This is a genomic window from Enterobacter sp. PL1, from assembly GCF_945957325.1.
Taxonomy (GTDB): Bacteria; Pseudomonadota; Gammaproteobacteria; order Enterobacterales; family Enterobacteriaceae; genus Enterobacter; species Enterobacter roggenkampii.
Map to the genome: position 1 here is coordinate 129,992 of NZ_CAMFKT010000007.1, position 25,341 is coordinate 155,332.

At 57.8% G+C, this 25,341-nt stretch carries 23 protein-coding genes and 1 other annotated feature; of the genes, 7 read left to right on the forward strand and 16 right to left on the reverse strand.

The features are described from left to right. The first annotated feature begins 82 nt into the window (after positions 1 to 82). Positions 83 to 1,267, forward strand: a complete 1,185-nt coding sequence (emrD, locus tag N6P30_RS08795; RefSeq protein ID WP_023293703.1) for a multidrug efflux MFS transporter EmrD — start codon at positions 83 to 85, stop codon at positions 1,265 to 1,267. On the opposite strand, the gene N6P30_RS08800 is transcribed toward emrD, so the two are convergent. After that, the gene (locus tag N6P30_RS08800) at positions 1,170 to 2,258 is read right to left on the reverse strand and encodes a cellulase family glycosylhydrolase (RefSeq protein WP_023293702.1); all 1,089 of its coding nucleotides are present in this window, start codon (positions 2,256 to 2,258) and stop codon (positions 1,170 to 1,172) included. The genes emrD and N6P30_RS08800 overlap by 98 nt on opposite strands. Before the next feature lie 84 nt (positions 2,259 to 2,342). Beyond that, a complete protein-coding gene (gene dsdC, locus N6P30_RS08805) occupies positions 2,343 to 3,269 on the reverse strand; it encodes a DNA-binding transcriptional regulator DsdC (protein WP_023293701.1) in 927 nt (308 codons plus the stop codon). A 204-nt stretch (positions 3,270 to 3,473) separates the two neighbouring features. Between dsdC and dsdX the strand changes: the two genes are divergently transcribed. Both dsdX and dsdA read left to right on the forward strand, forming a co-directional pair. Further along, complete coding sequence (dsdX, locus tag N6P30_RS08810; protein ID WP_008500153.1) at positions 3,474 to 4,811, forward strand: D-serine transporter DsdX; 1,338 nt, start codon at positions 3,474 to 3,476, stop codon at positions 4,809 to 4,811. A gap of 17 nt (positions 4,812 to 4,828) precedes the next feature. Continuing rightward, a complete protein-coding gene (gene dsdA, locus N6P30_RS08815) occupies positions 4,829 to 6,115 on the forward strand; it encodes a D-serine ammonia-lyase (RefSeq protein ID WP_021242686.1) in 1,287 nt (428 codons plus the stop codon). 54 nt (positions 6,116 to 6,169) lie between these two features. Here the strand turns inward: dsdA and N6P30_RS08820 are convergent, their stop codons facing one another. From N6P30_RS08820 to N6P30_RS08835, 4 genes are all read right to left on the reverse strand, one after another. Further along, positions 6,170 to 6,517 carry a DUF202 domain-containing protein gene (locus N6P30_RS08820; protein WP_023293700.1) on the reverse strand — a complete coding sequence of 116 codons (348 nt, stop codon included), beginning with the start codon at positions 6,515 to 6,517 and terminating at the stop codon, positions 6,170 to 6,172. Continuing rightward, positions 6,507 to 6,854, reverse strand: coding sequence for a YidH family protein (locus N6P30_RS08825; protein WP_023293699.1), 348 nt, complete (start codon positions 6,852 to 6,854; stop codon positions 6,507 to 6,509). The genes N6P30_RS08820 and N6P30_RS08825 overlap by 11 nt, the downstream gene beginning before the upstream one ends. A 92-nt stretch (positions 6,855 to 6,946) precedes the next feature. Continuing rightward, a complete protein-coding gene (locus N6P30_RS08830; protein WP_023293698.1) occupies positions 6,947 to 8,269 on the reverse strand; it encodes a 6-phospho-alpha-glucosidase in 1,323 nt (440 codons plus the stop codon). Beyond that, positions 8,266 to 9,888, reverse strand: coding sequence for an alpha-glucoside-specific PTS transporter subunit IIBC (locus tag N6P30_RS08835; protein ID WP_023293697.1), 1,623 nt, complete (start codon positions 9,886 to 9,888; stop codon positions 8,266 to 8,268). Before N6P30_RS08835 ends, N6P30_RS08830 begins: the two co-directional genes overlap by 4 nt. A gap of 221 nt (positions 9,889 to 10,109) precedes the next feature. Here N6P30_RS08835 and N6P30_RS08840 point away from each other — a divergent pair, with 221 nt between their 5' ends. Further along, positions 10,110 to 10,856, forward strand: a complete 747-nt coding sequence (locus N6P30_RS08840; RefSeq protein ID WP_008500159.1) for a GntR family transcriptional regulator — start codon at positions 10,110 to 10,112, stop codon at positions 10,854 to 10,856. On the opposite strand, the gene N6P30_RS08845 is transcribed toward N6P30_RS08840, so the two are convergent. From N6P30_RS08845 to ibpA, 3 genes are all read right to left on the reverse strand, one after another. Further along, a complete protein-coding gene (locus N6P30_RS08845) occupies positions 10,824 to 12,485 on the reverse strand; it encodes a putative transporter (protein ID WP_023293696.1) in 1,662 nt (553 codons plus the stop codon). The genes N6P30_RS08840 and N6P30_RS08845 overlap by 33 nt on opposite strands. Positions 12,486 to 12,657: 172 nt before the next feature. Beyond that, positions 12,658 to 13,086, reverse strand: a complete 429-nt coding sequence (gene ibpB / locus N6P30_RS08850) for a small heat shock chaperone IbpB (protein WP_008500161.1) — start codon at positions 13,084 to 13,086, stop codon at positions 12,658 to 12,660. Between the two features lie 136 nt (positions 13,087 to 13,222). After that, positions 13,223 to 13,633, reverse strand: coding sequence for a small heat shock chaperone IbpA (gene ibpA / locus N6P30_RS08855; protein WP_008500162.1), 411 nt, complete (start codon positions 13,631 to 13,633; stop codon positions 13,223 to 13,225). Continuing rightward, positions 13,627 to 13,698, reverse strand: a sequence feature (ROSE (Repression Of Heat Shock gene Expression) occurs in the 5'-region of heat shock genes and acts as an RNA thermometer to modulate expression.). (Overlaps the previous gene by 7 nt.) Positions 13,699 to 13,947: 249 nt before the next feature. Here ibpA and N6P30_RS08860 point away from each other — a divergent pair. Next, entirely contained in the window at positions 13,948 to 14,280 is a 333-nt protein-coding gene (locus N6P30_RS08860; RefSeq protein ID WP_021242679.1) for a YceK/YidQ family lipoprotein, read from the forward strand. On the opposite strand, the gene N6P30_RS08865 is transcribed toward N6P30_RS08860, so the two are convergent. The 3 genes from N6P30_RS08865 to N6P30_RS08875 form a co-directional block, all read right to left on the reverse strand. Next, positions 14,277 to 15,506, reverse strand: coding sequence for a DUF3748 domain-containing protein (locus N6P30_RS08865; RefSeq protein WP_023293695.1), 1,230 nt, complete (start codon positions 15,504 to 15,506; stop codon positions 14,277 to 14,279). The two genes, N6P30_RS08860 and N6P30_RS08865, sit on opposite strands and share 4 nt — an antisense overlap. 50 nt (positions 15,507 to 15,556) lie before the next feature. Continuing rightward, a complete protein-coding gene (gene yidA / locus N6P30_RS08870) occupies positions 15,557 to 16,369 on the reverse strand; it encodes a sugar-phosphatase (RefSeq protein WP_008500165.1) in 813 nt (270 codons plus the stop codon). Positions 16,370 to 16,483: 114 nt separating this feature from the next. Further along, a complete protein-coding gene (locus N6P30_RS08875; RefSeq protein WP_008500166.1) occupies positions 16,484 to 17,509 on the reverse strand; it encodes a zinc-dependent alcohol dehydrogenase family protein in 1,026 nt (341 codons plus the stop codon). A gap of 109 nt (positions 17,510 to 17,618) precedes the next feature. Between N6P30_RS08875 and N6P30_RS08880 the strand changes: the two genes are divergently transcribed. Further along, positions 17,619 to 18,554 carry a LysR family transcriptional regulator gene (locus N6P30_RS08880; RefSeq protein ID WP_023293694.1) on the forward strand — a complete coding sequence of 312 codons (936 nt, stop codon included), beginning with the start codon at positions 17,619 to 17,621 and terminating at the stop codon, positions 18,552 to 18,554. A 34-nt stretch (positions 18,555 to 18,588) separates the two neighbouring features. Here the strand turns inward: N6P30_RS08880 and gyrB are convergent, their stop codons facing one another. The 4 genes from gyrB to dnaA are packed head-to-tail and all read right to left on the reverse strand — an operon-like array spanning position 18,589 to position 24,601. Beyond that, the gene (gyrB, locus tag N6P30_RS08885; RefSeq protein ID WP_008500168.1) at positions 18,589 to 21,000 is read right to left on the reverse strand and encodes a DNA topoisomerase (ATP-hydrolyzing) subunit B; all 2,412 of its coding nucleotides are present in this window, start codon (positions 20,998 to 21,000) and stop codon (positions 18,589 to 18,591) included. A 28-nt stretch (positions 21,001 to 21,028) separates the two neighbouring features. Beyond that, on the reverse strand, positions 21,029 to 22,102 hold the full coding sequence (gene recF, locus N6P30_RS08890) for a DNA replication/repair protein RecF (RefSeq protein ID WP_008500169.1): 1,074 nt from the start codon (positions 22,100 to 22,102) through the stop codon (positions 21,029 to 21,031). After that, entirely contained in the window at positions 22,102 to 23,202 is a 1,101-nt protein-coding gene (gene dnaN / locus N6P30_RS08895) for a DNA polymerase III subunit beta (RefSeq protein WP_008500170.1), read from the reverse strand. Before dnaN ends, recF begins: the two co-directional genes overlap by 1 nt. A gap of 4 nt (positions 23,203 to 23,206) precedes the next feature. Next, positions 23,207 to 24,601 carry a chromosomal replication initiator protein DnaA gene (gene dnaA, locus N6P30_RS08900; RefSeq protein WP_010426558.1) on the reverse strand — a complete coding sequence of 465 codons (1,395 nt, stop codon included), beginning with the start codon at positions 24,599 to 24,601 and terminating at the stop codon, positions 23,207 to 23,209. A gap of 599 nt (positions 24,602 to 25,200) precedes the next feature. Between dnaA and rpmH the strand changes: the two genes are divergently transcribed. Beyond that, positions 25,201 to 25,341, forward strand: a complete 141-nt coding sequence (gene rpmH, locus N6P30_RS08905) for a 50S ribosomal protein L34 (protein WP_000831330.1) — start codon at positions 25,201 to 25,203, stop codon at positions 25,339 to 25,341.

Sequence of the window (25,341 nt, forward strand, 5' to 3'; positions counted from 1 at the left end):
TGTGGTAGATTCCTCGCGCATTTATGGGAATGCGCAGTCACTTATTCTTCATTTTTATCTTTTGGCAAAAGTATTCAGCGACATGAAAAAGCAACGGAACGTTAACTTATTGTTGATGCTGGTGTTACTGGTGGCCGTCGGTCAGATGGCGCAAACCATCTACATTCCGGCGATCGCCGACATGGCAAAGGAATTGAACGTCCGCGAGGGCGCGGTACAGAGCGTAATGGCGGCCTACCTGCTGACCTATGGCGTTTCGCAGCTCTTCTACGGCCCGCTCTCCGACCGCGTCGGGCGTCGCCCGGTGATCCTGGTGGGCATGAGTATTTTCATGGTGGCGACGGTGATTGCCATTACTACCCATAGCCTGACCGTACTGATTGCCGCCAGCGCCCTGCAGGGCGTTGGGACCGGCGTTGGCGGGGTGATGGCGCGAACCTTACCGCGCGATATGTATCAGGGTACCCAGCTGCGCCATGCCAACAGCCTGTTGAATATGGGGATTCTGGTCAGCCCGCTGCTGGCCCCGCTGATCGGCGGCCTGCTGGACACGATGTGGTCCTGGCGCGCCTGCTACGCCTTCCTGCTGGTGCTGTGCATCATTGTCACCTTCAGCATGGCGCGCTGGATGCCGGAAACGCGCCCGCAGGACGCGCCGCGCACGAAGCTGATCGCCAGCTATAAAACGCTGTTCGGCAACGGCGCGTTCACCTGCTACCTGCTGATGCTGATTGGCGGCCTGGCGGGCATCGCGGTGTTCGAAGCCTGCTCCGGCGTGCTGCTGGGCGCGGGGCTGGGCCTGAGCAGCATGGTGGTGAGCATTCTGTTTATTCTGCCGATCCCGGCGGCGTTCTTCGGCGCGTGGTTTGCCGGTCGACCAAACAAGCGCTTCTCCACCCTGATGTGGCAGTCGGTGATCAGCTGTCTGCTGGCGGGTCTGATGATGTGGATCCCGGGGCTGTTTGGCGTGATGACCGTCTGGACGCTGCTCATCCCGGCGGCGCTGTTCTTCTTCGGCGCGGGGATGCTGTTCCCGCTCGCCACCAGCGGCGCGATGGAGCCGTTCCCGTTCCTTGCAGGTACGGCGGGCGCGCTGGTGGGCGGTTTGCAGAACATCGGTTCTGGTGCGCTGGCCTGGCTCTCGGCGATGATGCCGCAGACCGGGCAGGCTAGTTTGGGCCTGCTGATGACGCTGATGGGGCTGCTGATTTTACTGTGCTGGCTGCCGCTGGCGTCGCGTGTCCCGCATCACGAGCAGCCGGTTTAACCGCATGATGGCCCGGCTTCTCGCCGGGCTTTTCACAGACAGGGGCGATCATCGCCTGCAATAACGGCTCTGGCGCAGGCCGCCAGGCGCCCTCTTCCCCGTCGTAAAACTGGAAATCCGCGTTAAGCGCATACGGGATTTTGGCCTTTTGCAGCTCGCAGGCCATAAAGGTGGCGAACGCGACTTGCGAGGCGGTTGGCGTAAAGCGGCTTGACTCCCCCACGCCCCAGCCCCCGACCCAGCTAACGTGCCCGGTTTTTTGCTGCCAGTGCAGCGCGGCATTGATGCGGTTACGGATTGCCGCTTTCTCCGCCGCCGTGCCGGACGTCCACGGGTATTTGCCGCCATTTTTCAGCGGCCCCCACGGGAAAATATGCCACTCCGCCAGCAGATAGGTTTGGCTGTGCGCGGGCAGCTTCAGGCTGGATAACTCCTCCGGCGCGGCACGCAGGCGTGGCGCAATGAAGATCATGCGCTGCGGGTCGATGTCGTGGATCGCTTTAACGGTTTTTTCATAGACACGGTTTAGCGACGCCAGATTGTGGTTAAGCTTGTCGGCCGGCTCATAAATGAGATCAAAACCCAGCAGCGGGTAGCTTTGACCGAAATAGTGCGCCACGGCAATCCACCAGTTGACCGTCTCTTTCTCGTTATCGGCTTTCGGGTCGTTTTTATATTCATCAGCCTGATACGCGACTATCGGGATCACGCCATACTGCTCACAGGCTTCTACCAGCTTGCGCAGGTGGATCAGCCGCGCTTCCGTCGGCTCGTCGGCCACGCGGATGCGCACGTGGGTAATGCCTTTAGCCCGAAAATCGCGGACCACCAGCGGGTCGAATTCGCGTATGCCGCGCTCGGTGCGCGCCCAGTCCACATCCATCCCGACGCCAAGCTGCTGCGCATAACGGGCAGCCGTCAGCGGCGGCTCAGCGGCAATGGCCCAGCCGGAAGAGATCAGTAACGCGGTCGCTATAAGAGGCTTTAACACGGTTTACCCTGGATAAATCGAAAGCATTACCTGTATTTAGCACGCTTTTTCACATTTGGTGTAGCGCGAAAGCGTAATAATTCTTCAACCTGCCAGTTCTCTCAGCCAGCCGATAAAGGCGTCTATTTTCGGCCACTGACGGCCAGAAAGCGTCGAGACATAGTAGTGCTGATGGCATTTCAGGGTCTTGTCACCAAACGGGGCGATCAGTTCGCCCCGTTCAAGCCGTTTTTGCACCAGCCGCTTTCTCCCCATCGCGACGCCGACGTGGTTGATGGCCGCAATAATCGCTAAGTCGGAACGATCGAAACCAATACCCGACGATGGCGGCATATTCACCGCAAAGTGCTGCGCCCAGCTCAGCCACTCATCCGTACCGGAATCATTGCTCCAGGCCTGACGGTCGTGCAGCAGCGTGCAGTGGCTAAGGTTATCGGGGTTTTTCAACAGCTCATGCTCGCGGGCATACTGCGGCGAGCAGACGGGCAAAATCTCTTCGTCCATCAGGAAGTGATGAGACAGATGGTTTGGCGGCGTATCGTCGAAATAGAGCGCCAGATCGACGCCCGTTCGCTGCATATTGACGTAATCATTGCCGGTCAGGACGGTGAGCGAAATCGACGGATAGCGGCGGGTAAAGTCACCCAGCATGGGTACCAGCCAGCCTTGAGCGATCGACGGCCGGGAGTAGACCGTCAGCGTGCCGGACAGCGCCTGGTTTTTGATGTCCAGGATCTCCTGATTCAGGGTGTCGAGGGACGATTTTAGCGTCCAGTAAACGCGCTTTCCCTCCTGCGTCAGCTCGACTTTACGGTGCGAACGGACAAACAGCTGAATACCCAGCTCCTCTTCCAGCAGGTTGATGCGGTGGCTCACCGCGCTGGGGCTGAGCGACAGCTCCTCCGCCGCCAGCGCGAAGGATTCATGCCGGGCCGCCACTTCAAAGGTGTACATTTTCGACAGCTGCCAGCCGTTTAATAGCCGGTTTCTGGCTTCATTTGCATCGGTCATCACAATTCTCACGCGTGTTTTCTGCGCCCAGCATACCGTTCATGGGTGAATTTATGTGAACCTAATGCGGATTAAGTGCGTTTTTTAGAGCGCAGTCACTCAGTTGATTCAATCTGGCTCACCTGAACGCCAATTTATATCGTTTGTCAGCCCACGCCGCTTTTTCGTCCAATACCCCCAGATGACATGAGGGTGAGGTGAGATATGGGATCTCAGGTCTGGGTTGTGGCAACGCTGCTGGTCAGCATTGTGTTGATTGTTTTAACCATCGTTAAGCTGAAGTTTCACCCGTTCCTCGCGCTGCTGCTGGCGAGCTTTTTCGTCGGCGCAATGATGGGAATGAGCCCGCTGGATATGGTAAACGCCATTGAGAGCGGGATTGGCGGCACGCTGGGCTTCCTGGCGGCCGTGATTGGTCTGGGCACCATTCTCGGCAAGATGATGGAGGTTTCCGGCGCTGCAGAGCGCATCGGGATCGCCCTGCAGCGCTGCCGCTGGCTGTCAGCAGACGTGATTATGGTGCTGGTGGGCCTGATCTGCGGCATTACGCTGTTCGTGGAAGTGGGCGTGGTCCTGCTGATCCCACTGGCGTTTTCCATCGCCAAAAAGACCCACACGTCGCTGCTTAAGCTGGCCATTCCGCTCTGTACCGCGCTGATGGCGGTGCACTGCGTGGTGCCGCCGCATCCGGCCGCGCTGTTTGTGACCAATAAATTAGGGGCGGACGTTGGGACGGTAATCGTCTACGGCCTGCTGGTGGGCCTGATGGCCTCTCTGGTCGGCGGCCCGCTGTTCCTGAAGCTGCTCGGCAATCGTCTGCCGTTTAAACCGGTTCCGGCGGAATTTTCAGACCTGAAGGTGCGGGAGGAGCATACCCTGCCGTCGCTGGGCGCCACGCTGTTTACGGTGCTGCTGCCGATTGCCCTGATGCTGGTGAAGACCATCGCTGAACTGAATATGGCAAAAGACGGCACGCTGTATACGCTGCTGGAGTTTATCGGCAACCCCATCACCGCCATGTTTATCGCCGTGTTTGTCGCCTACTACCTGCTGGGCATCCGCCAGCATATGGGCATGGGCGCGATGCTGACCCATACGGAGCACGGCTTTGGCTCTATCGCCAACATTTTGCTGATTATCGGCGCGGGCGGCGCGTTCAACGCCATTCTGAAAACCAGCGGACTGGCGGACTCGCTGGCGCAAATTCTCTCGAACCTGCACATGCACCCTATCCTGCTCGCCTGGCTGGTGGCGCTGGTGCTGCATGCCGCCGTAGGCTCCGCCACGGTCGCGATGATGGGCGCCACGGCCATCGTCGCGCCGATGCTGCCGCTCTATCCGAACGTCAGCCCGGAGATCATCACCATTGCCATCGGTTCCGGCGCCATTGGCTGCACGATCGTGACCGATTCCCTCTTCTGGCTGGTGAAGCAATACTGCGGCGCGACCCTGAATGAGACCTTCAAATACTATACGACGGCGACGTTTATCGCCTCGGTGCTTGCACTTGGCGGCACATTCCTGCTTTCTTTCATTATCTGAGCGCGAAGAGACGTATTATGGAAAACGCAACTATCACCACTTTAACCGCACAGTTTCCTCTGGTTGAGGATCTGATTGCCCTGAAAGAAACCACCTGGCTTAACCCGAACACGACCACGCTTGAAGAAGGGCTGCCCTATGTCGGGCTGACCAAAGCCGACGTGGACGATGCCCATGCGCGCCTCAACCGCTTCGCGCCATATCTGGCGAAAGCCTTCCCGGAGACGGCCGCAACGGGCGGGATTATTGAATCCGAACTGGTCGCCATCCCGGCAATGCGGGCGCGGCTGGAGAAAGAATCTGGCAAATCCATTCCCGGCACGCTGCTGCTGAAAAAAGACAGCCATTTGCCAATCTCCGGCTCGATTAAAGCGCGCGGCGGTATCTATGAGGTGCTGACCCACGCGGAAAAACTTGCGCTGGACGCCGGGTTGCTGAGCGTTGAAGACGACTACAGCATCCTGCTGGAGCCGCGCTTTAAGGACTTCTTCAGCCAGTACAGCATTGCGGTAGGCTCAACCGGCAACCTGGGGATGTCCATCGGCATCATGAGCGCACGCATCGGCTTTAAGGTGACGGTGCATATGTCCGCCGACGCCCGCGAGTGGAAGAAAGCCAAACTGCGCAGCCACGGCGTCATCGTCGTGGAATATGAGCAGGATTACGGCGTGGCGGTGGAGCAGGGACGCAAAGCGGCGGAAAGCGATCCGAACTGCTTCTTCATTGACGATGAAAATTCCCGCACCCTGTTCCTGGGCTACGCGGTGGCGGGCGAGCGCCTGAAGGCACAGTTTGCCGCTCAGGGCCGCGTGGTGGATGCCGATCATCCGCTGTACGTCTACCTGCCGTGCGGCGTCGGCGGCGGCCCCGGCGGCGTGGCGTTTGGCCTGAAGCTGGCCTTTGGCGATAACGTTCACTGCTTCTTCGCGGAGCCCACGCACTCCCCGTGCATGCTGCTGGGCGTTTACACCGGCCTGCACGATGAGATCGCGGTGCAGGACCTGGGCATTGATAACGTGACGGCGGCGGACGGGCTGGCGGTAGGACGCGCCTCCGGCTTCGTGGGCCGCGCGATGGAGCGCCTGCTCGACGGGTTCTATACGCTTTCCGATCAGAGCATGTACGACATGCTCGGCTGGCTGGCGCAGGAGGAAGGCATTCGTCTGGAACCGTCCGCGCTGGCGGGCATGGCCGGACCGCTGCGCGTGCCTTCAGATGCCAGCGTTACTCACCTGGTGTGGGCGACCGGCGGCGGCATGGTGCCGGAAGACGAGATGGCGAAGTATCTGGCTAAAGGGCAGTAATTCTGCCGGGTGGCGGCAGTTGTAGGCCCGGTAAGGCGTAGCCGCCACCGGGCTTTAAAAGCTCACAATTTGCTGAATGTGAGTCACTGCGAAGAGTAAAGACAGCAACAGCACGGCCAGGGCGATGAGGAACTTATCCCGCACCGCCTTCGGCTGCACAAAGTCGTCCTGCGCTACGTCCATCAGGTTACGGCTGCGGGTATAGCGCCATAAAACGATTGCCACCAGCGCCAGCACAACAAGCGAGATCCAGAACGGCACCCCGGTGCGGTGCCAGTTGTGCTTAATAGCCAGGGCGATCAGCGCGCCATACCCCAGCAGCGTGCGCAGCCAGGCGAGCGACGTCCGCTCCGGCTGCAGGCCGGGGTCCGCTTCGCGTCGCGCTTTGCGGCTATCCGCCATAGAACACCAGCACCATCACCACGCCCGCCACCGCCAGCAGAATCACGCTGATGATGAGTAACCCACGCGTATAGGGCAGATCCTGCTTCAGTCGCATCGCCTTCTCATTGCGCAGCCAGCGCAGGTAGCCGTAAATCGCCAGCACGCCCGCGAACAGGCACAGCAGCAGCGCCAGCACCTCGCGAATCAACGGCGTGGCGAAATCAGGCGCGAGCTGGTCGAGCCCCACCCCGGCGGCAAGAAACCCCAGCGCGGTGCGGATCCACGCTAAAAACGTGCGTTCATTAGCCAGCGAGAAGCGGTAGTCCGGCGCTTCGCCGAGGCGGGAAATTTTCATGAAGGTTCCTTGTCGAGCTACGGGCAGGCTTCAGCATAGCGTAAATCGACAAGGACAAGGAGACCGGCATCGGGCGATGCCGGTCAGGACGATCAGTGCAGCGCTGGCCAGTAATCCTTGTTGGCCTCGATCAGGTCATCCAGAATCGCTTTTGCGACGGACGCGCTCGGCACGGTTTTCGACAGGGTAATCGCCTGCCAGAGTTTCTGGTACGAGCGCTGCTCCCAGGCATCCACCACCAGTTTTTCCACCGCCACCTGCTGGCTCATCAGCCCTTTCTGGAAGTGCGGAATATCGCCCACCGTGAGCGGCTCCGGTCCGTTATGACCCACCAGGCACGGGATCTCCACCATCGCGTCGGCATCAAAATTATGGATAGCCCCGTTGTTAGGCACAATCAGCAGCATGCGTTCCTGGGTATTAAAGGCAATCGCGGTTGCCAGATCGACGATGTACGACGCATGTTCGTCGATTTCCAGCTCACCGGCGGAGGATTTGCCCGCCTCGATAATCGCCCGGCATGAACTGAATACATGCTTCTCACGGTGATCCATGACCTCATTGGCGCGGGTGCGTTCCGGGTTGGAATGCGCGACCACGTAGTCCGGGAACAGATAATACTTCAGGTAGGTGTTCGGCATGGTGTCCGAATCCAGCGCCTGCACGTCTTTGGCTTTCGCGAACGTATCGTTCCAGCTCGCCTCGGTATGGGCATCGTCAGAAGGTGGAACATAGCCATGTTTCGCCACGTATTCGCGCAGCTTCGGCATCAGATCGTTACCTTTCAGGTCTTCAATCGACGTCCACCAGCCGAAGTGGTTCAGGCCATAGTAGCGCACGCGCATCTCTTTCCGGTCCTTCAGGCCGACAATCTGCGCCATGCGCCCTTCAATGCCGATCGGCATATCGCAGATGTTGAGAATTTTGGCGTTCGGACGCAGGCGGCGCGTGGCCTCCGCAACAATCGCCGCCGGGTTGGAGTAGTTCAGCATCCACGCGTTCGGGGAGTACTGCTCCATGTAATCCACCAGCTCCAGCACGCCGCCGATAGAGCGCATGCCGTAGGCGATCCCGCCCGGGCCACAGGTTTCCTGGCCCAGCACGCCGTGGCGCAGCGGGATTTTTTCATCTTTTTCGCGCATCGGGTATTTACCCACGCGGATATGCGCCATCACGAAATCGACATCGCTAAACGCCGCTTTCGGATCGGTGGTGTAGCTGAATTCAATCTCCGGAGCCTGCTCCTTAAGGATGATTTTGCACGCTTCGGCGATGGTCTCCTGACGCGCGCCGTCGTTGTCATAGAACTTCAGGGCGCGCAGCGGGAAACGGTCACGGTTGGCTAACAGCATCAGGACGATACCAGGCGTGAAGGTGCTGCCGCCGCCTGCAATGACAACTGAGAATTTTTTCATGATATAGCCTCTGTCAGGGTGGTTTGTTCATTCGTTAAGGGGGTTTTCATCAGCGATTCCAGCTGGTCGCGCACCTGAGGAACGTGCAGACCGACAATCACCTGAATGCCGTTGCCGCGTCGCACCACGCCGTGGGCGCCGAGGGCTTTGAAGACGTCATCGCTTTGCGTTTTCGCCATTTCGACCAGGGCGATGCGCAGGCGGGTGGCGCAGTTGTTGATGCTTTCGATGTTGGCCGCGCCGCCCAGCGCCTGCAGGAATCCGGCGGCCTGCCCGACCTGCTGGCTGGCCGCGGCCGGGGCGGTGGTTTGCCCGCGCGCCGCCTTATAGTCGGCCTTGCTGTAGAGCTTGATTTCGCTCTCTTCCCGGCCCGGGGTTTTCAGGTTCAGACGCGCAATCAGCGTTTTGAAGACCACGAAGTAAACTCCGGTAAAGCAGACGCCAATGCCGATCTGGGTGAACACCGTCGAGGCGTGGTTGTGGAACATCGGGATCCAGTTTTGCGGCAGGAATTGGTCCAGCAGGCCGCCGCCCATGTTCCCGACCACGCCGAAGGTGTACATCACCGTTGCCATGGTGGCCGCCAGCACGGCGTGAACGGCAAACAATAGCGGCGAGATAAACAGGAAGGTGAATTCGAGCGGTTCGGTAATGCCCACCAGCACCGCGGTAAGCGTGGCCGGGACCAGCAGCCCCGCGACCTTGACGCGGTTTTCCGGCGACGCGGTGTACCAGATCGCCAGCGCAATCCCGACCGAGCCGAACACTTTGGAGTTGCCGTGCAGCGCGAACCCGCCTTCCGGGAAAAGAGTTTTCAGCGGCAGGGTGCTCTGGCTGAATTCCTGCAGGTGCTGCGCCCAGTAGACCTGAATTCCCCCTTCCACCGCCGCCGGGCCAAAAATGAACGGACCGTAGACGAAGTGGTGCAATCCGGTTGGGATCAGAATGCGTTCCAGGAAGGTATAGACCCATACGCCCAGCGCACCGGCAGAACGCAGGAACGCCTGCAGGGACTCAATGCCCATCTGCACTTTCGGCCAGCCCAGCAGCGTCAGCCAGGCGCAGGGGATCATGACGAAGAACGCGAGGATCACGACAAACGAGCTGCCCTGGAAAATCCCCAGAAACACCGGCAGCGGCTTGTCAAAATAGCGGTTGTGGATGGCGGTGACGATGCCTGAAATCACGATAGCGCCGATGATGCTGGTATCGAGCGTTTTGATCCCGGCAATCATCGCCAGCCCGCTTCCCGCTGTCGGTTCGGCGGAGAAGTCGACGCCGAAGAAGTGGCCCCAGGTCATCCCCATCGCGTTGATGAAGTAGTTCCAGGTCAGGAAGCTAATCAGCACCGCCAGACAGGCGCGGCCCTGGGCCTGCTTCGCCAGGCCAATCGGCAGGCCGACGGCAAAAATCAGCGGCATATTGCGGAACACCGCCCAGCCGCCCTCTTCAATGATGTGAACAATCTGCGCGAAAAGATGATCGGGGGCCGTTAAGGCTTCGCCGACAAACAGCGGGTTGCGAAGCATGATGGCGATTCCCACCACGATCCCGGCGAACGGAAACAGCAACACCGGGGTAAACATGGCACCGCCAAAACGTTGTATTTGACTGAGCATTTTTAAATCCTCATGAAACAACCTGTAGGGGTAGAGGCCTTTATGGTTTTTTGCTGGCCTGAGGTGAGCATAAGAACTTACTGATGCGCGAACATGGCGTGCCGCTGCGATTCGTGATCGCATTCATGGTTTTATTTTGACCAATCAGGTCTACTTTTTACGGTAAATATGGACATGTCAGGACGCCATCCACGCCCTGATAAGGGCAGAGAGGTCTACTGGTGATCTACAAATCGATTGCCGATCGATTGCGGCTGCGGCTGAATTCGTCGGACTACAATATCGGCAGTCCGCTGCCGGGCGAGAAAGCGCTGGCGCAGGAGTTCGGCGTGGCGCGAATGACCATCCGCAAGGCGCTGGATCTGCTGGTGAGCTGGGGGCTGGTTGAACGGCGGCACGGCAGCGGCACGTTTGTGTCACGCAAAGACGTTCACCACGAAACCACCAACCTGACCGGGCTGGTGGAGGTGCTGCGTCAGCAGGGAAAAGAGGTGCAGAGCAAGGTGCTGCAGTTTGAAGTGATGCCCGCCCCGCCCGCCATCGCCAGCCAGCTGCGAATTCAGGTGGATGAGCGGATCTACTTTTCCCGGCGGGTGCGCTACGTGGACGGAAAACCGCTGATGCTGGAGGACAGTTTTATGCCGGTGAAGCTGTTTCGCAATCTGTCGCTGGCGCATCTTGAAGGGTCAAAGTTTGATTACATCGAGAAGGAGTGCGGGATCACCATCAGCGGCAACTACGAGAGCCTGACGCCGGTGCTGGCCGATAAGCAGCTGGCGGGTTATATGAACCTGCCGGAACAGACGCCGCTGTTGCGTATCACCTCCCTTTCCTACAGCGACAGCGGCGAGTTTCTCAACTATTCCGTGATGTTCCGAAATACCAGTGATTACCAGGTGGACTACCATCTGCGGCGCATCCACCCGGAAGATTTACTAGCTCATCCCCCAGAACAGCACCGCCAGTAGCTGCGGGGTGATGATGCGCAGGAACATCACCAGCGGGTAGACGGTGGCATAGGAGAGCGCGGCCGCGCCGCTGGTGGTGTGCAGGTTATTGGCAAAGGCCAGCGCGGGCGGATCGGTCATGGAGCCCGCCAGCATGCCGCACAGCGTCAGGTAGTTCATTTTGGCGAACATCCGCGCCAGTATGCCCACCGTCAGCAGCGGGATCGCCGTGATAAAGATGCCGTAGCCGACCCAGCTCATCCCTTCGCCCTTGATCAGCGTATCGACGAAATCCCCGCCGGACTTCAGCCCGACCACCGCCAGGAACAGCACGATGCCCAGCTCGCGCAGCGCCAGGTTGGCGCTCGGCGGCATAAACCAGTAGAGCTTACCGATGCAGCCGATACGCCCGAGGATCAGCGCCATAATCAGCGGCCCGCCCGCCAGGCCCAGCTTGAGCGCCACCGGGAAGCCCGGCACGTACAGCGGGATGGAGCCCAGCAGCACGCCAAGCCCAATACCGATAAACACCGGTAGCATCTGCACCTGCTGCAGTTTCTGCTGGGCGTTACCCACCATATCCGCGACGGCGTCGATGGAAGACGGGCGCCCAACCAGGTTGAGGATATCCCCGAACTGCAGGCTGGCCTCCGGGCTGGCGACCAGCTCGACACCCGCACGGTTAAGGCGGGAGATCACCACGTCATAACGCTCTTTTACCTGCAGATCGCGTATTTTTTTGCCAAGGACGTGCTCGTTGGTTACCACAACGCGTTCCACCCGCATATCGGTGCCGCGCGTTGAGAGCGAGGTATCCACTTCCTGACCAATCACCAGACGGGCATTGTTCAAATCGCCGGGCTGGCCCACCAGGTGCAGCAGATCGCCTTGCTGAATGATGGTGCCGGGCGCGGGCACCATCAGCATATCGTCGCGCTTAAGGCGGGAGCAGATAATATTGGCGCTGTTCAGAATCGGCACGTCCTGAATCGCCATATTGTTCAGGTTGGGGTTATCAACCCGAATGTTGATGGTTTTGATCGGCATATGGCCGTTGGTAAGCGTGGTTTCGTGGTCCTTCGCCTCTTTATCGACGTTAATGCGAAACAGGACGCGGACCAGCCACATGGAGAGCAGAATGCCGCAAATACCAAACGGATAGGCCATGGCGTAGCTCATCCCCATCTGGTCGACGATGCCAGGTTCGATGCCCAAATCGCGCAGGATTTGCTGCCCCGCGCCGAGCGCAGGCGTGTTGGTGACCGCCCCGGAGAAAATGCCCAGCACCACGGGCAGCGGGATAGCAAAGATTTTATGCAGAATGGCGGTGACCAGCCCGCCCATCACCACAATGCCGAGGGCAAACAGGTTGAGCCGTAAGCCGGAGACCCGAAGTGAGGCGAAAAAACCCGGCCCCACCTGAATCCCGATGGTATAGACGAACAGGATCAGGCCGAACTCCTGGGTAAAGTGGAGCATTTCGGCGCTCAGCACCAGCCCGAGCTGGTCGGCAAAGTGGCCGACAAAAATGCCGCCAAACAGCACCCCGCCTATCCCAAACCCGACGCCGCGGATTTTGATATTCCCTATCCACAGGCCAACAACAGCGACCAGGGCCAACACGCTGACGGTTAACGCGATATCACTCATGATCCACTTCCTTGGCATAACCTTAGTTATGCTAAGGATTCTCTCAGAGCCGTGGGCGGTTGTATGGGCGATGGCGCACAAAAAAGCCCTGCCGGGGCAGGGCCTTGTGCGGTCTGTGAGCAGTGTCGGGTGGCGGCTGCGCCTTACCCGACCTACAGGTTCGGCGGGCTTGTTAACTATTCAACGCCGGCCGGTCGCTAATGGCGATACGCTGCGGCGCGATGGCTTCCGGCACGTTACGGGTCAGGTCAATATGCAGCAGCCCGTTGGTAAACGTTGCGCCGGAGACGTCCATATGGTCTGCCAGGGTAAAGCTCAGGCTAAACGGCTGATTAACCAGCCCCTGATGAAGCCATTTGGTCTCGGTCTCTTGTTTCTCCGGCGTACCTTTCACGGTCAGACGCGTGCCTTCGAGCTGAATATCCAGATCCTCCTGACGGAAGCCGGCCAGCGCAAGGGTAATGCGATAGTGGTTATCGTCGCTTTTTTCGATGTTGTACGGCGGAAACGTCTGTTGCTCAGCGGTGTTTTGCAGGGCATTAGCCAGTTTGTCAAAACCAATCCACTGACGAAGTAAGGGGGATAAATCGTAGTTACGCATACTAAATCTCCTTCTGAGAAGCGAGTTCGGCACAGTTTAATGTTGTGCGCAGTTGTTCCTGCAAATCCTGATGGATTCGCATATGCTCCCGTTACGGCAAGCAGGTCTGGGTGGGCCGCTCGCGCGACCCGCATAATTAGTTAATTTCGATACGACGCGGTTTTTTCTCTTCCGGAATCACACGTTCCAGTTCGATAAACAGCAGGCCGTTGACCAGGTTCGCGCCTTTCACATGAATGTTCTCAGCTAACTGGAACTTGCGTTCAAAGTTGCGCTCAGCGATGCCCTGGTAAAGGTAGGTACGTTCTTTCTGCTCGGCCGTATGGGAACCTTTCACCACCAGCAGGTTGTCCTGCGCGGTGATCTCCAGTTCGTTTTCTGCAAAACCGGCGACGGCAATGGCGATGCGGTAGTGGTTTTCGTCAACCAGCTCAACATTGTATGGAGGGTAGCCGTTGCTCTGGCTTTGGTTATTTTCTAAATGGTTAAACAGGCGGTCAAAACCAATTGCAGAACGGTATAGCGGAGAAAGATCGAAGTTACGCATAAATAAAACTCCTGAAATCAGCGAGAAAATTAAGCCTTCCACCATGGACAGGCCTTTACGCCCCCCGAACACCCATCAGGCGAGTTCGTTATCGGGTCGTATTCTTAAAATGGGTCTGCAACCGGGCTTTTCAAGCATGACAACTGCACTTTTTTTTGCACTTTCCTGCATCTCGCATAGACTGGGACAACAGCACAAAGGGTTAAATTGCGATGGCTGCCACAGTGCGGGGTTATCGGGCTATCCATTTTGGATAAGGCTCGCTATAACCCTGAGTTGCAGGTCTATGCAGTGCCATTAACGATGACTGAGTGATGATGAAAAATGTTCTGATAAAGCTGACGACGTTCAGCGGGGTAGTTTTACTTTGCGGGTGTTCGAGCGTGATGTCTCACACCGGCGGTAAAGAAGGAACATATCCGGGGACGCGCGCCAGCGCGGCGATGATCTCCGATGACGATACAAACTGGGGCACCAAATCCCTGGTTATCCTGGATATGCCGTTTACGGCTGTGGCGGACACGCTTCTGCTGCCGTGGGATTTATTCCGTAAGGACGACTCCGTGCGCTCACGGGTAGAGAAAAGCGAGCAGGAAAATCTGGCGACAAACGCCGTCATTCCGCCCGCAGAGATGCCGCCGCGCTAGTTCTGCGCGGTTTCCGCTAACCAGAGCTGACGGAAACCGTCCGTCTCTTCCATCCACACAATAAAGCGCCCGTCCGGGGAAAATACGACGGCATCCGCAGACGGCGGATTGCCGTGATCGGACGTCAAAAACGTCACTTGTCCGGTCTGCGCGTCACAGCAGGCGATCCGGTTTTCGAGCACAAACCCCAGCCGATCACCCGCCGGATGCCAGTTAAACGCAGACTGAATATCGCTCCCGTTACGCGTCAGCTGGCGCGGCTCGCCGCCATCAGGTGAGATCAGCCACAGCTGCACAATGCCGTTATCGTCGCGCATCAGAAACGCGACCTGTGTCCCCTCCGGGTTGCTGCGAACCCAGTGACGCGGCACGTTCACCAGGCCCGGATAGGCCCTTTGATGCGTAAAGGTCAAACGACGCTGCTTCACCCCAGCAGGCGGGGCCGGCAGGGTCTCTGCGGTGCCCTGAAGCGGCGCATCGCCCGCCCGTTTCCAGCTCTGTTCATCTTCTGGCAGGTTAACAATAAACAGTTCAGGCACTTTCTCGCCCGTTGCAGACAGGGTATCGCCGATAAACGCCAGTCTGTCGTTGCCCACCCAGCCCTCTTCGTAGGCGCGGTTAATCTCGTCGCTGCCCGGCTGCGGGTTGGGCGTCGTGCGGCTGACCAGCACGCTCCAGTAAGTCCCCGGGTATTCACGAGGATGGTTTCCCGGCGGATTCACCGGGCCATAAGGCGCCGCCACGCCGACGTTGCGTAAATCAAGCTTCGCATCGCGCACGTGCAGCACGTGGTCGTTATAGGTAAAGCTGACAAGCTGGCCGTTCGGGCTGAAGACATGGACGTGGCTGCCGCCGCGCAGCGCGCCCGGGGTGAACGGTGAAGTGATATCCATTGCGTCCAGGTTACTCACCTGCCCGTGATGCGCAATTACCCCCTGGCGATGATGAAAATCATAGTGCCAGTCCGCATCCGGGTTTTTCGGGCCGTGGATAAAGACGTATTTCTCCTGCGCGGGATGAACGGTCACCACGCCAACGTGCGCGCCGTCAGTGGCGCGATAAATCACCTCGACCTCGCCCGTAACAACATTAACCCGCTCGATGGTTTCACCGGTGAACGATGCACCTGACGGGCGCACGTCATAGACCAGCCACTGGCTGTCCGGCGTCCAGGTATTGATGTTCGTAAGCTGGTGGTTGCGGGAAGCGAAGGTGATTTGTTTCATGAGGATACCCTGATGCGCAGTTATCGCATCAGGGTATCGCAAGCGGGTGTTTAGTTCAGCACAAACTTCTCAATGGCGTAAGCCACGCCGTCTTCGAGGTTGGATTTGGTGACAAAATTAGCCACTTCTTTCACCGACGGAATAGCGTTATCCATCGCCACGCCCATGCCCGCGAATTCAATCATCGCGATGTCGTTTTCCTGATCGCCCAGCGCCATGATTTCGTCTGGTTTGATGCCCAGCGCGTCGGCCAGCGATTTCACGCCGGTGCCTTTATTGACGCGTTTATCGAGGATTTCAAGGAAGTACGGCGCACTTTTCAGCACGGTGTATTTCTCTTTCACTTCGGCCGGAATGCGCGCAATCGCTTTATCCAGGATCTCCGGCTCGTCGATCATCATCACTTTCAGGAACTGGGTGGCCGGATCCATCTTCTCGGCTTCGCAGAACACCAGCGGAATGGTCGCCACGTAGGATTCATGTACCGTGTAGTAGCTGATATCACGGTTGGCGGTGTAAAGCGTATTGCGATCGAGAGCGTGGAAGTGGGAACCCACCTCACGGGACAGTTTTTCCAGGAACCGGTAGTCATCGTAGCTTAGCGCGGTTTGCGCAACCGTACTGCCATCTGCGGCTTTCTGCACCAGCGCGCCGTTATAGGTAATGCAGTAGTCGCCGGGCTGATTCATGTGCAGCTCTTTCAGGTAGCTGTGCACGCCCGCATACGGACGCCCCGTGGTGAGGACCACATTCACGCCCTTTGCGCGTGCCGCGGCGATCGCGTTCTTAACGGCTGGAGAGATAGTGTGGTCTGGCAGCAACAGCGTGCCGTCCATATCGATTGCAATAAGTTTGATAGCCATGAGTTCCCCGGGATAAATGAGTGCTGCCTCATGCTAACGCGATTAAGCACACAAAAATAGAGCTACCTTGCGCAACAAAAGCCCCCTTTTACGCCTATCCCGAGGAACAAAGACCTACTCGCGAGTGAGAACGATTTTACCAAACGCACCGCGATCCAGATGCTCAAGAGCCTGTTTAAGCTCGTTAAAACGGTAGCGATGCTCAATCACGGGTTTCAACCCGGTGACATCCACGGCGCGGACGAAATCCTCCAGCGCCCGGCGGTGCCCCACGCCGATCCCCTGAATGACGGGAGATTTCAGCAACAGTTCGCCAGCAGAGAGCGAAATGTCAGACCCGGCCAGCACGCCAATGACCGAGATACGTCCATGAACGGCAACGGCGCGCAGGGAGTGCTTCAGGTTCTCGCCCCCCACGGTTTCGATAATATGGTCGATGCCGCGATCCTGAGTCAGCGCCAGCGCCTCTTCAGCCCAGTCGCCTTTCAGGCGGTTGATGCCCTGGCTGGCCCCCAGCTTTTTGGCCAGCGCCAGCTTTTCATCGCTCCCGGACGTAACAATGACCTCTGCGCCGTGCGCTTTTGCGATTTGCAGGGCGAAAATCGCCACGCCGCCCGTCCCCTGTACCAGCACCGATTGCCCGGCGCGCAGCTGACCGCGTTCCACCAGTGCGAACCAGGCGGTAAGCCCCGCGCAGGGTAAGGTGCTGGCCTCTGCGTCATCCAGGGTTTCCGGCGATGCCGCCAGCGCGTCTTCCTTCACAATCACGTACTCGGCCAGCATTCCCTGGAAGTATCCACCGGACGTTCTATAGGGCAAATTGCGCGCGTCCGCCTGCGGTTTACCGTCGATCCACTCCGGAAAGAAGGTTGAGATGACGCGCGCGCCGGGCTGGAAACGCGTGACGCCTTCACCAATGCTGTCGACGACGCCCGCCATGTCAGACGCCGGGGTAAACGGGAAGGAAAGCGGAATCGGCATCGTGCCTTCTATCACCATTTTATCGCGATAGTTGAGCGCGACGGCATTCACCCTTACGCGCACTTCACCCGGACCTGGCTGTGGAATGGGCTCCTGAATAAGCGTGAGGCTCTCGCGCCCGAGGGCGCTCATCGTCCAGCGTTGCATTGTCTCGGTCATTTTTTTCTCCGGCCATCAAGTAAGCTTTAGTACTGACAGTCTACCGTTGACGCATGGTCGCCAGTGGCGATAAGTTTTCTCTATATTGACGCCAAAAAAGATACAATTCATGACCGACACGCTGAAGGATATCCCTGTTTTTGTGGCTGCCGTAGAGGCGGGAAGTTTCGCTCAGGCCGCCATTCGTCTGCATTTGTCACGCTCGGCGGTAGGAAAAAGCATCGCTCGTCTCGAGGAGCGACTGGGGGTACGGCTGTTTCAGCGCACCACCCGCAGCCAGAGCCTGACCGATAACGGCGCCCTTTTTTATGAACGGTGCCTGCTTGCGCTGGAGGAAATTCGGGGCGCGGAATCGCTGCTTGAAACGGGGAAACAGCAGGTTAGCGGCCGCCTGCGCGTTGCCATGCCGGTACTGTTTGGCCGCCAGTGCGTCGCGCCGCTGTTGATTGAACTGGCGCAGGAACACCCCGGGCTTGAGCTTGAAATGTCGTTCAGCGACCGCGTGGTGGATCTGGTGGAGGAAGGGTTTGATATGGCGGTGCGTAACGGCAGGCTGCAGGACAGCAGCATGCTGGTCGCCAGAAAGCTGGGCGAACACCGCATGGTGCTGTGCGCTGCGCCGGATTATCTGCAGAACAAAGGCCAGCCGCAAAGCGTGGCTGACTTACCCCATCATACGGCCATTAACTATCTGCGCGCAGGCAGAGTGTTACCCTGGCAACTGATGGATAACGAAGGGACCTCGCACACCTTTACTCCCCGTTCATCGCTCAATATGGATGATTTGCAGGCCATCTGCGACGCGGCGCTGGCCGGACACGGGATTGCCTGGCTCCCCTGCTGGATGGCCATTAAAGAAATTCATCAGGGAAAGCTCGTCCCGCTCCTGAAACAGGCGCCCGATGTCCATTTTGACGTTCATGCCGTCTGGCAGCAAACGCCGCACCTGCCGCTGAGGGTGAGGATTGCCGTCGATACGCTCGCCAGTCGCTTACCGTCAGTGCTGTCGCAGGATATGCCCGCGCCCATAAAAAAGCCGCGCTAAACGCGCGGCCAGTTATTGTGCGGTATCACGTCGATTAAATATCGATATTTGCCGCTTTCAGGGCGTTCTCTTCGATGAAAGCACGACGTGGTTCAACCGCATCGCCCATCAGGGTGGTGAACAGCTGGTCTGCAGCAATCGCGTCTTTAACGGTCACGCGCAGCATGCGACGGCTTTCCGGATCCATGGTGGTTTCCCACAGCTGCTCCGGGTTCATTTCGCCCAGACCTTTATAGCGCTGGATCGCGAGGCCGCGACGGGACTCTTTCACCAGCCAGTCCAGCGCCTGCTCGAAGCTGGCTACCGGCTGACGACGTTCGCCACGTTCGATGAACGCATCGTCTTCGATCAGGCCGCGCAGCTTCTCGCCGAGCGTGCAGATACGACGGTATTCCGGACCGGTGACAAACTCGTGCTCCAGCGGGTAGTCGGTGTCGACGCCGTGGGTACGCACGCGAACGATCGGCTCGAACTGCCCGTCAGCGTTCTGCTGAACATCGCATTTCCACTGGCTGCCGTGCTGCTCTTTTTCGTTCAGATCGGTCACCAGAGCGTTCACCCAGCGGGTGACGGTCTGCTCGCTGCTCAGATCGGCTTCGGTCAGGGTTGGCTGATAAACCAGCTCCTTCAGCAGCGTTTTCGGATAACGGCGTTCCATACGCGTAATCATTTTCTGCGTGGCGTTGAACTCGGACACCAGACGCTCCAGCGGCTCACCGGCCAGTGCAGGGGCGTGCGAGTTCGCGTGCAGGGTCGCGCCATCAAGCGCGATTGCGATTTGGTACTGATCCATCGCTTCGTCGTCTTTGATGTACTGTTCCTGCTTGCCTTTCTTCACTTTGTACAGCGGCGGCTGGGCAATGTAGACGTGACCACGCTCAACGATTTCTGGCATCTGACGATAGAAGAAGGTCAACAGCAGCGTACGGATGTGCGAGCCGTCGACGTCCGCATCGGTCATGATGATGATGCTGTGGTAGCGCAGTTTGTCCGGGTTGTACTCGTCACGGCCAATGCCGCAGCCCAGCGCGGTGATGAGTGTCGCCACTTCCTGAGAAGAGAGCATCTTGTCGAAACGGGCTTTCTCAACGTTGAGGATTTTACCCTTCAGCGGCAGAATAGCCTGGTTCTTGCGGTTACGGCCCTGCTTCGCAGAACCGCCCGCGGAGTCCCCTTCCACGAGGTACAGTTCGGACAGCGCCGGATCGCGTTCCTGGCAGTCAGCCAGCTTGCCCGGCAGGCCGGCTAAGTCCAGCGCGCCTTTACGACGGGTCATTTCACGGGCTTTACGCGCCGCTTCACGGGCACGCGCCGCATCAATAATTTTGCCCACCACGATTTTCGCGTCGGACGGGTTTTCCAGCAGGTATTCGCTCAGCAGTTCGTTCATCTGCTGCTCAACCGCCGATTTCACCTCAGAAGAGACCAGCTTGTCTTTGGTCTGTGAGGAGAACTTCGGATCCGGCACCTTCACGGAAACCACGGCAATCAGGCCTTCACGGGCATCGTCACCGGTGGCGCTGACTTTCGCTTTCTTGCTGTAGCCTTCTTTGTCCATGTAGGCGTTCAGGGTACGGGTCATCGCCGCACGGAAGCCTGCAAGGTGGGTACCACCGTCACGCTGTGGAATGTTGTTGGTAAAGCAGTAGATGTTTTCCTGGAAACCGTCGTTCCACTGCAGCGCCACTTCCACGCCGATGCCGTCTTTTTCGGTGGAGAAGTAGAAGATATTCGGGTGAATAGGCGTTTTGTTCTTGTTCAGATACTCAACAAACGCCTTGATACCGCCTTCGTAATGGAAGTGGTCTTCTTTGTTGTCACGCTTGTCGCGCAGGCGAATCGAGACGCCGGAGTTCAGGAACGACAGTTCACGCAGGCGTTTCGCCAGGATGTCGTACTCGAACTCGGTGACGTTGGTGAAGGTTTCGAGGCTCGGCCAGAAACGCACCATGGTACCGGTTTTGTCGGTTTCGCCGGTAACGGCCAGCGGTGCCTGCGGCACGCCGTGCGTGTAAAGCTGGCGGTGAATTTTGCCTTCGCGCTGGATAACCAGCTCCAGCTTCTGCGACAGGGCGTTTACTACCGAAACACCTACGCCGTGCAGGCCGCCGGAAACTTTATAGGAGTTATCGTCGAACTTACCGCCTGCGTGCAGCACGGTCATGATCACTTCCGCCGCGGAGACGCCCTCTTCCGGGTGAATACCGGTTGGGATACCACGGCCGTCATCGGTGACGGAGACGGAGTTATCCGCATGGATGGTGACCACGATGTCTTTACAGTGACCCGCGAGCGCTTCGTCGATAGCGTTATCTACCACCTCGAATACCATGTGGTGCAGACCGGTGCCGTCATCCGTGTCGCCGATATACATACCCGGGCGCTTACGCACCGCATCCAGCCCTTTCAGGACTTTGATACTGGAGGAGTCATAAGAATTCGACATCAACGTTTCTCGCTCATTTCAACTTGGGTTAATCCGTTATTTTACCCTTTTCCACGGTAAACATCTTCGAATTTTCGTCCGACATGTCCATAACGTGTTCAGCGCTAATGGCGCTGACGAAAACCTGTGACTGCGTGGCTTTTAAGCGGCTGGCAAGCAGCCCGCGCCGCGCGTCGTCAAGTTCCGAGGCAAAATCATCTATCAGGTACAGGCAGCGTCGCCCGCTTTCGCGGGTGAGGAACTCCCCCTGTGCCAGGCGCAACGCACACATCAGGAGCTTGAGCTGCCCGCGCGACAACGTGTCTTCCACCGGCGCACCGTCGGCACGAATGCGGAAATCCGCCTTGTGCGGGCCGTGCGCGGTGTAGGTCAACATGCGGTCGCGCTCGAAGCTTCTCTCTAACACCTCGGCATAGTCCGTCTCTTTCTCCCAGCCGCGCTGGAAGGAGAAGGTGAGAGAGAACTCGGGTAAAAACTGTTTGCAGGTGTCGGCCATGTCTTCAGCAATACCTGCGCTGTATTCGGCACGCCAGTTGCTGATTTGTTCCGCAAGAGGGATTAACTCCATGTCCCACGGACGCAGCTGGGCGTAGCGCGTCACCTGGCGCAACGCGGCGTTACGCTGCTTGAGCAGACGCTTCAGGTTGCTCCAGGCGTTAAAGAATCCGGCTTCGTTGTGAAAGCATCCCCAGTCGAGGAACGCTCTTCTGTATTTGGGGCCGCCGTTGAGTAAAGTAAACCCCTCGGGCGTGATCAGCTGCATCGGCATCAGCAGCGCCAGCTCGGCCACCTTGTGGCCGTCGGTACCGTCGATGCGCACCTTGCTGTCGCCCTGCTTGTCTTTGGTCAGGCCGATGGCGGTCTCCCGCTCCTCGCCCTGCAAACGCCCGTGCAGAACAAAAGATTCCTGCTCGTGGCGAATCACGCGACCAATCTGCAAACTGCGAAACGCCCGACCGTGGCCGAGCGTATAGATGGCTTCCAGCACGCTGGTTTTGCCGCTGCCGTTCGCGCCAACCAGGAAATTAAAGCCAGGGGATAAAGCGAGATCCGCGCTTTCGATGTTGCGAAAGTCGCGGATCAACAGACGGGTGAGCGACATTACAGTCTCATTGGCATGACAACATAGGCAGCCGACTGTGATGCGGCATCTTCAATCTGTACGCTCGAAACGGAGTCGGTCAGCAGGATGCGCACGTTCTCGCATTTCAGCGCGTTCAGCACATCCAGCACGTAGCTAACGTTGAAGCCGATTTCCATCTCAGCCCCGGCGTAGGTGACGTCCAGAATCTCTTCTGCCTCTTCCTGCTCCGGGTTGTTGGCGGTGATTTTGATCTGGTTTTCACTCACGTACAGGCGCACGCCGCGGAATTTCTCGTTAGAGAGAATAGCCGCACGCGCAAACGCCTGCTTGAGGCTGTCGCAACCGGCTTCCAGCGTTTTGTCCGGGTTCTTCGGCAATACGCGGCGATAATCCGGGAAACGGCCGTCAACCAGCTTCGATGTGAAGACAAAATCGCCCACGTGGGCGCGGATGTTATTGCTGCCGATCTGCACGCGCAGCGGCGTGTCGCCGCCGTCGAGCATACGCATCAGCTCAATCACCCCTTTACGCGGCACGATCACCGAATGGTTTGGCAGCGAGTCGCCAATCGGCATGGAACAGACCGCCAGACGGTGGCCGTCGGTCGCCACGGTACGCAGCTCTTCACCTTCGGTTTCGAACAGCATGCCGTTTAAGTAGTAACGAACGTCCTGATGCGCCATGGAGAACTGGGTGGCTTCAATCAGACGCTTCATCGTCGCCTGCGGCAGGGTGAATTCCACTTCGCTCTGCCAGTCGTCCAGGTTCGGGAAGTCCGCTGCAGGCAGCGTGGAGAGCGAGAAACGGCTGCGGCCAGAGCGCACCAGCATACGGTCGCCTTCCAGCTGCACGGCGATTTCAGCGCCTTCCGGCAGCCCGCGGCAGATATCAAAGAATTTACGTGCCGGAACCGTGGTCGCGCCCGCGTCGTGCGGCTGCGTCAGCGTAACGCGCGCGATCATTTCCATTTCCAGATCTGTACCGGTCAGCGACAGCGTACCGTCCGCGACCTGAAGCAGCAGGTTTCCGAGAATAGGCAGCGTTGGGCGGCCGCCTAATGGGCCACTCACCTGTTGCAGCGGTTTTAATAAATGTTCACGTTCAACGGTAAATTTCATAGCGTCACGATGATAATGTTCTGATTAGATTGGAAAAATCTTCTTTTATGTCGTGGCTTTCTTCGCGTAACTGCTCAATCTTGCGACAGGCGTGCAGCACGGTCGTATGGTCACGGCCACCAAACGCATCGCCGATTTCCGGCAGACTGTGGTTGGTTAACTCCTTTGCCAGCGCCATCGCCATCTGACGCGGGCGCGCCACCGAGCGGGAACGACGTTTAGACAGTAAATCTGCCACTTTGATCTTGTAGTACTCAGCCACCGTCTTTTGAATATTGTCGATAGTGACCAGTTTTTCCTGCAATGCCAGCAAATCACGCAGCGCTTCACGCACAAAATCGATGGTGATCGCACGACCGGTAAAGTTGGCATTGGCGATAACGCGGTTCAGTGCCCCTTCGAGCTCACGCACGTTGGAGCGCAGACGCTTGGCAATGAAGAACGCCACTTCACCCGGCAGGCGAATGTCATTTTCATCGGCTTTCTTCATCAGGATCGCGACGCGGGTTTCCAGCTCCGGTGGCTCGATCGCCACGGTCAGGCCCCAGCCGAAGCGGGATTTCAGACGATCTTCAACGCCGTTGATCTCTTTTGGATAACGATCCGAGGTCAAAATGATCTGCTGATTGCCTTCCAGCAGGGCATTGAAGGTGTGGAAAAATTCTTCCTGCGATCGTTCTTTATTGGCAAAGAACTGAATGTCATCGATCAGCAGCGCGTCAACGGAACGGTAGTAGCGTTTAAACTCTTCGATCGCATTGTTTTGCAGGGCTTTTACCATGTCCTGAACGAAGCGTTCGGAGTGCATATACACCACTTTGGCATTGGGCTTGCGCGCCATAATGCCGTTGCCCACCGCGTGCAGCAGGTGCGTTTTACCGAGACCCGTGCCGCCATACAGGAACAGCGGGTTGTAGGCCCCACCGGGGTTATCAGCAACCTGGCGAGCCGCCGCGCGCGCCAGCTGGTTCGACTTACCTTCAACGAAGTTATCGAACGTGTGTTTGACGTTTACGTTAGAGCGGTAGGTTGGCTCAGCCGGTGCAGGAACATTATCCCAACCCTGACGAGCAGGAGCGACGCGAGGGGCCGGCGCGGGTGCGGCCTGAGCAGGCGCAGCCACATTCACGGTTTCACGTACGGTTTGGGTGACCGGCTTTGTGCCCACTTCAAAGCGCAGCTGTGGGGCATCTGACCCGCAGAAATCGTTCAGCAGTCCATTGATGTTATTAAGGTACTTGTCCCTTACCCAATCGAGCACAAAACGGTTTGGCGCGTACAAAGCCAGCGTGTTATCGCTCAGTTCCGCCTGCAACGGGCGGATCCACATACTGAATTCTGTGGCTGGTAACTCATCCTGCAATCGGGCAAGACACTGCTGCCAAAGCGAAAGTGACACGGCGGACTCCACTCGAACAATAAAAGAAAACTATTGAATATTCATGATTGTTGGCGCACATCGGCATGACCCTGTGTAAAGGGGGACGTGCGAATTGCTATCTGCAATTTATCCTGACCAGGATCCTGGGATCCCGATCGGGACCGCGGATCATAGCCTAAACTGAGCCAGAGATCTTCTGTTTCTCACAGATTCTTCCCGATTTATCCACAGGAAGATCAGAAACCGGTTAAGTGTAAACGATCCTGGTGCGAGTGCCCCACGATTTAGCCCGCATATTGGAAAAATTAATGAGCACAGCCAATTTATTGCTTAAATGATCTAACGAAGATCCGGGACGATCCTTGCGCTTTATCGGTGAGCCCGTATAATCCTCGACCCGGCGCGTGATGCTCATCTTCCTGCGTCGTCCGTTGCTCATTTTCCACGCGAAAACGTGCGGAAATACGCGGGAAATAAGGAAAGAGAATTGACTCCGGAGTGTACAATTATTACAATCCGGCCTCTTTAATCACCCACGCTGAGGCGTTAGTCGTTCGAAACTCGTTCGGGTATACGCAAAAGTCAGTGAATTTATTCAAGTTTAGGTAGAAATCGCCATGAAACGCACTTTTCAACCGTCTGTACTGAAGCGCAACCGTTCTCACGGCTTCCGTGCTCGTATGGCTACTAAAAATGGTCGTCAGGTTCTGGCACGTCGTCGTGCTAAAGGCCGCGCTCGTCTGACCGTTTCCAAGTAA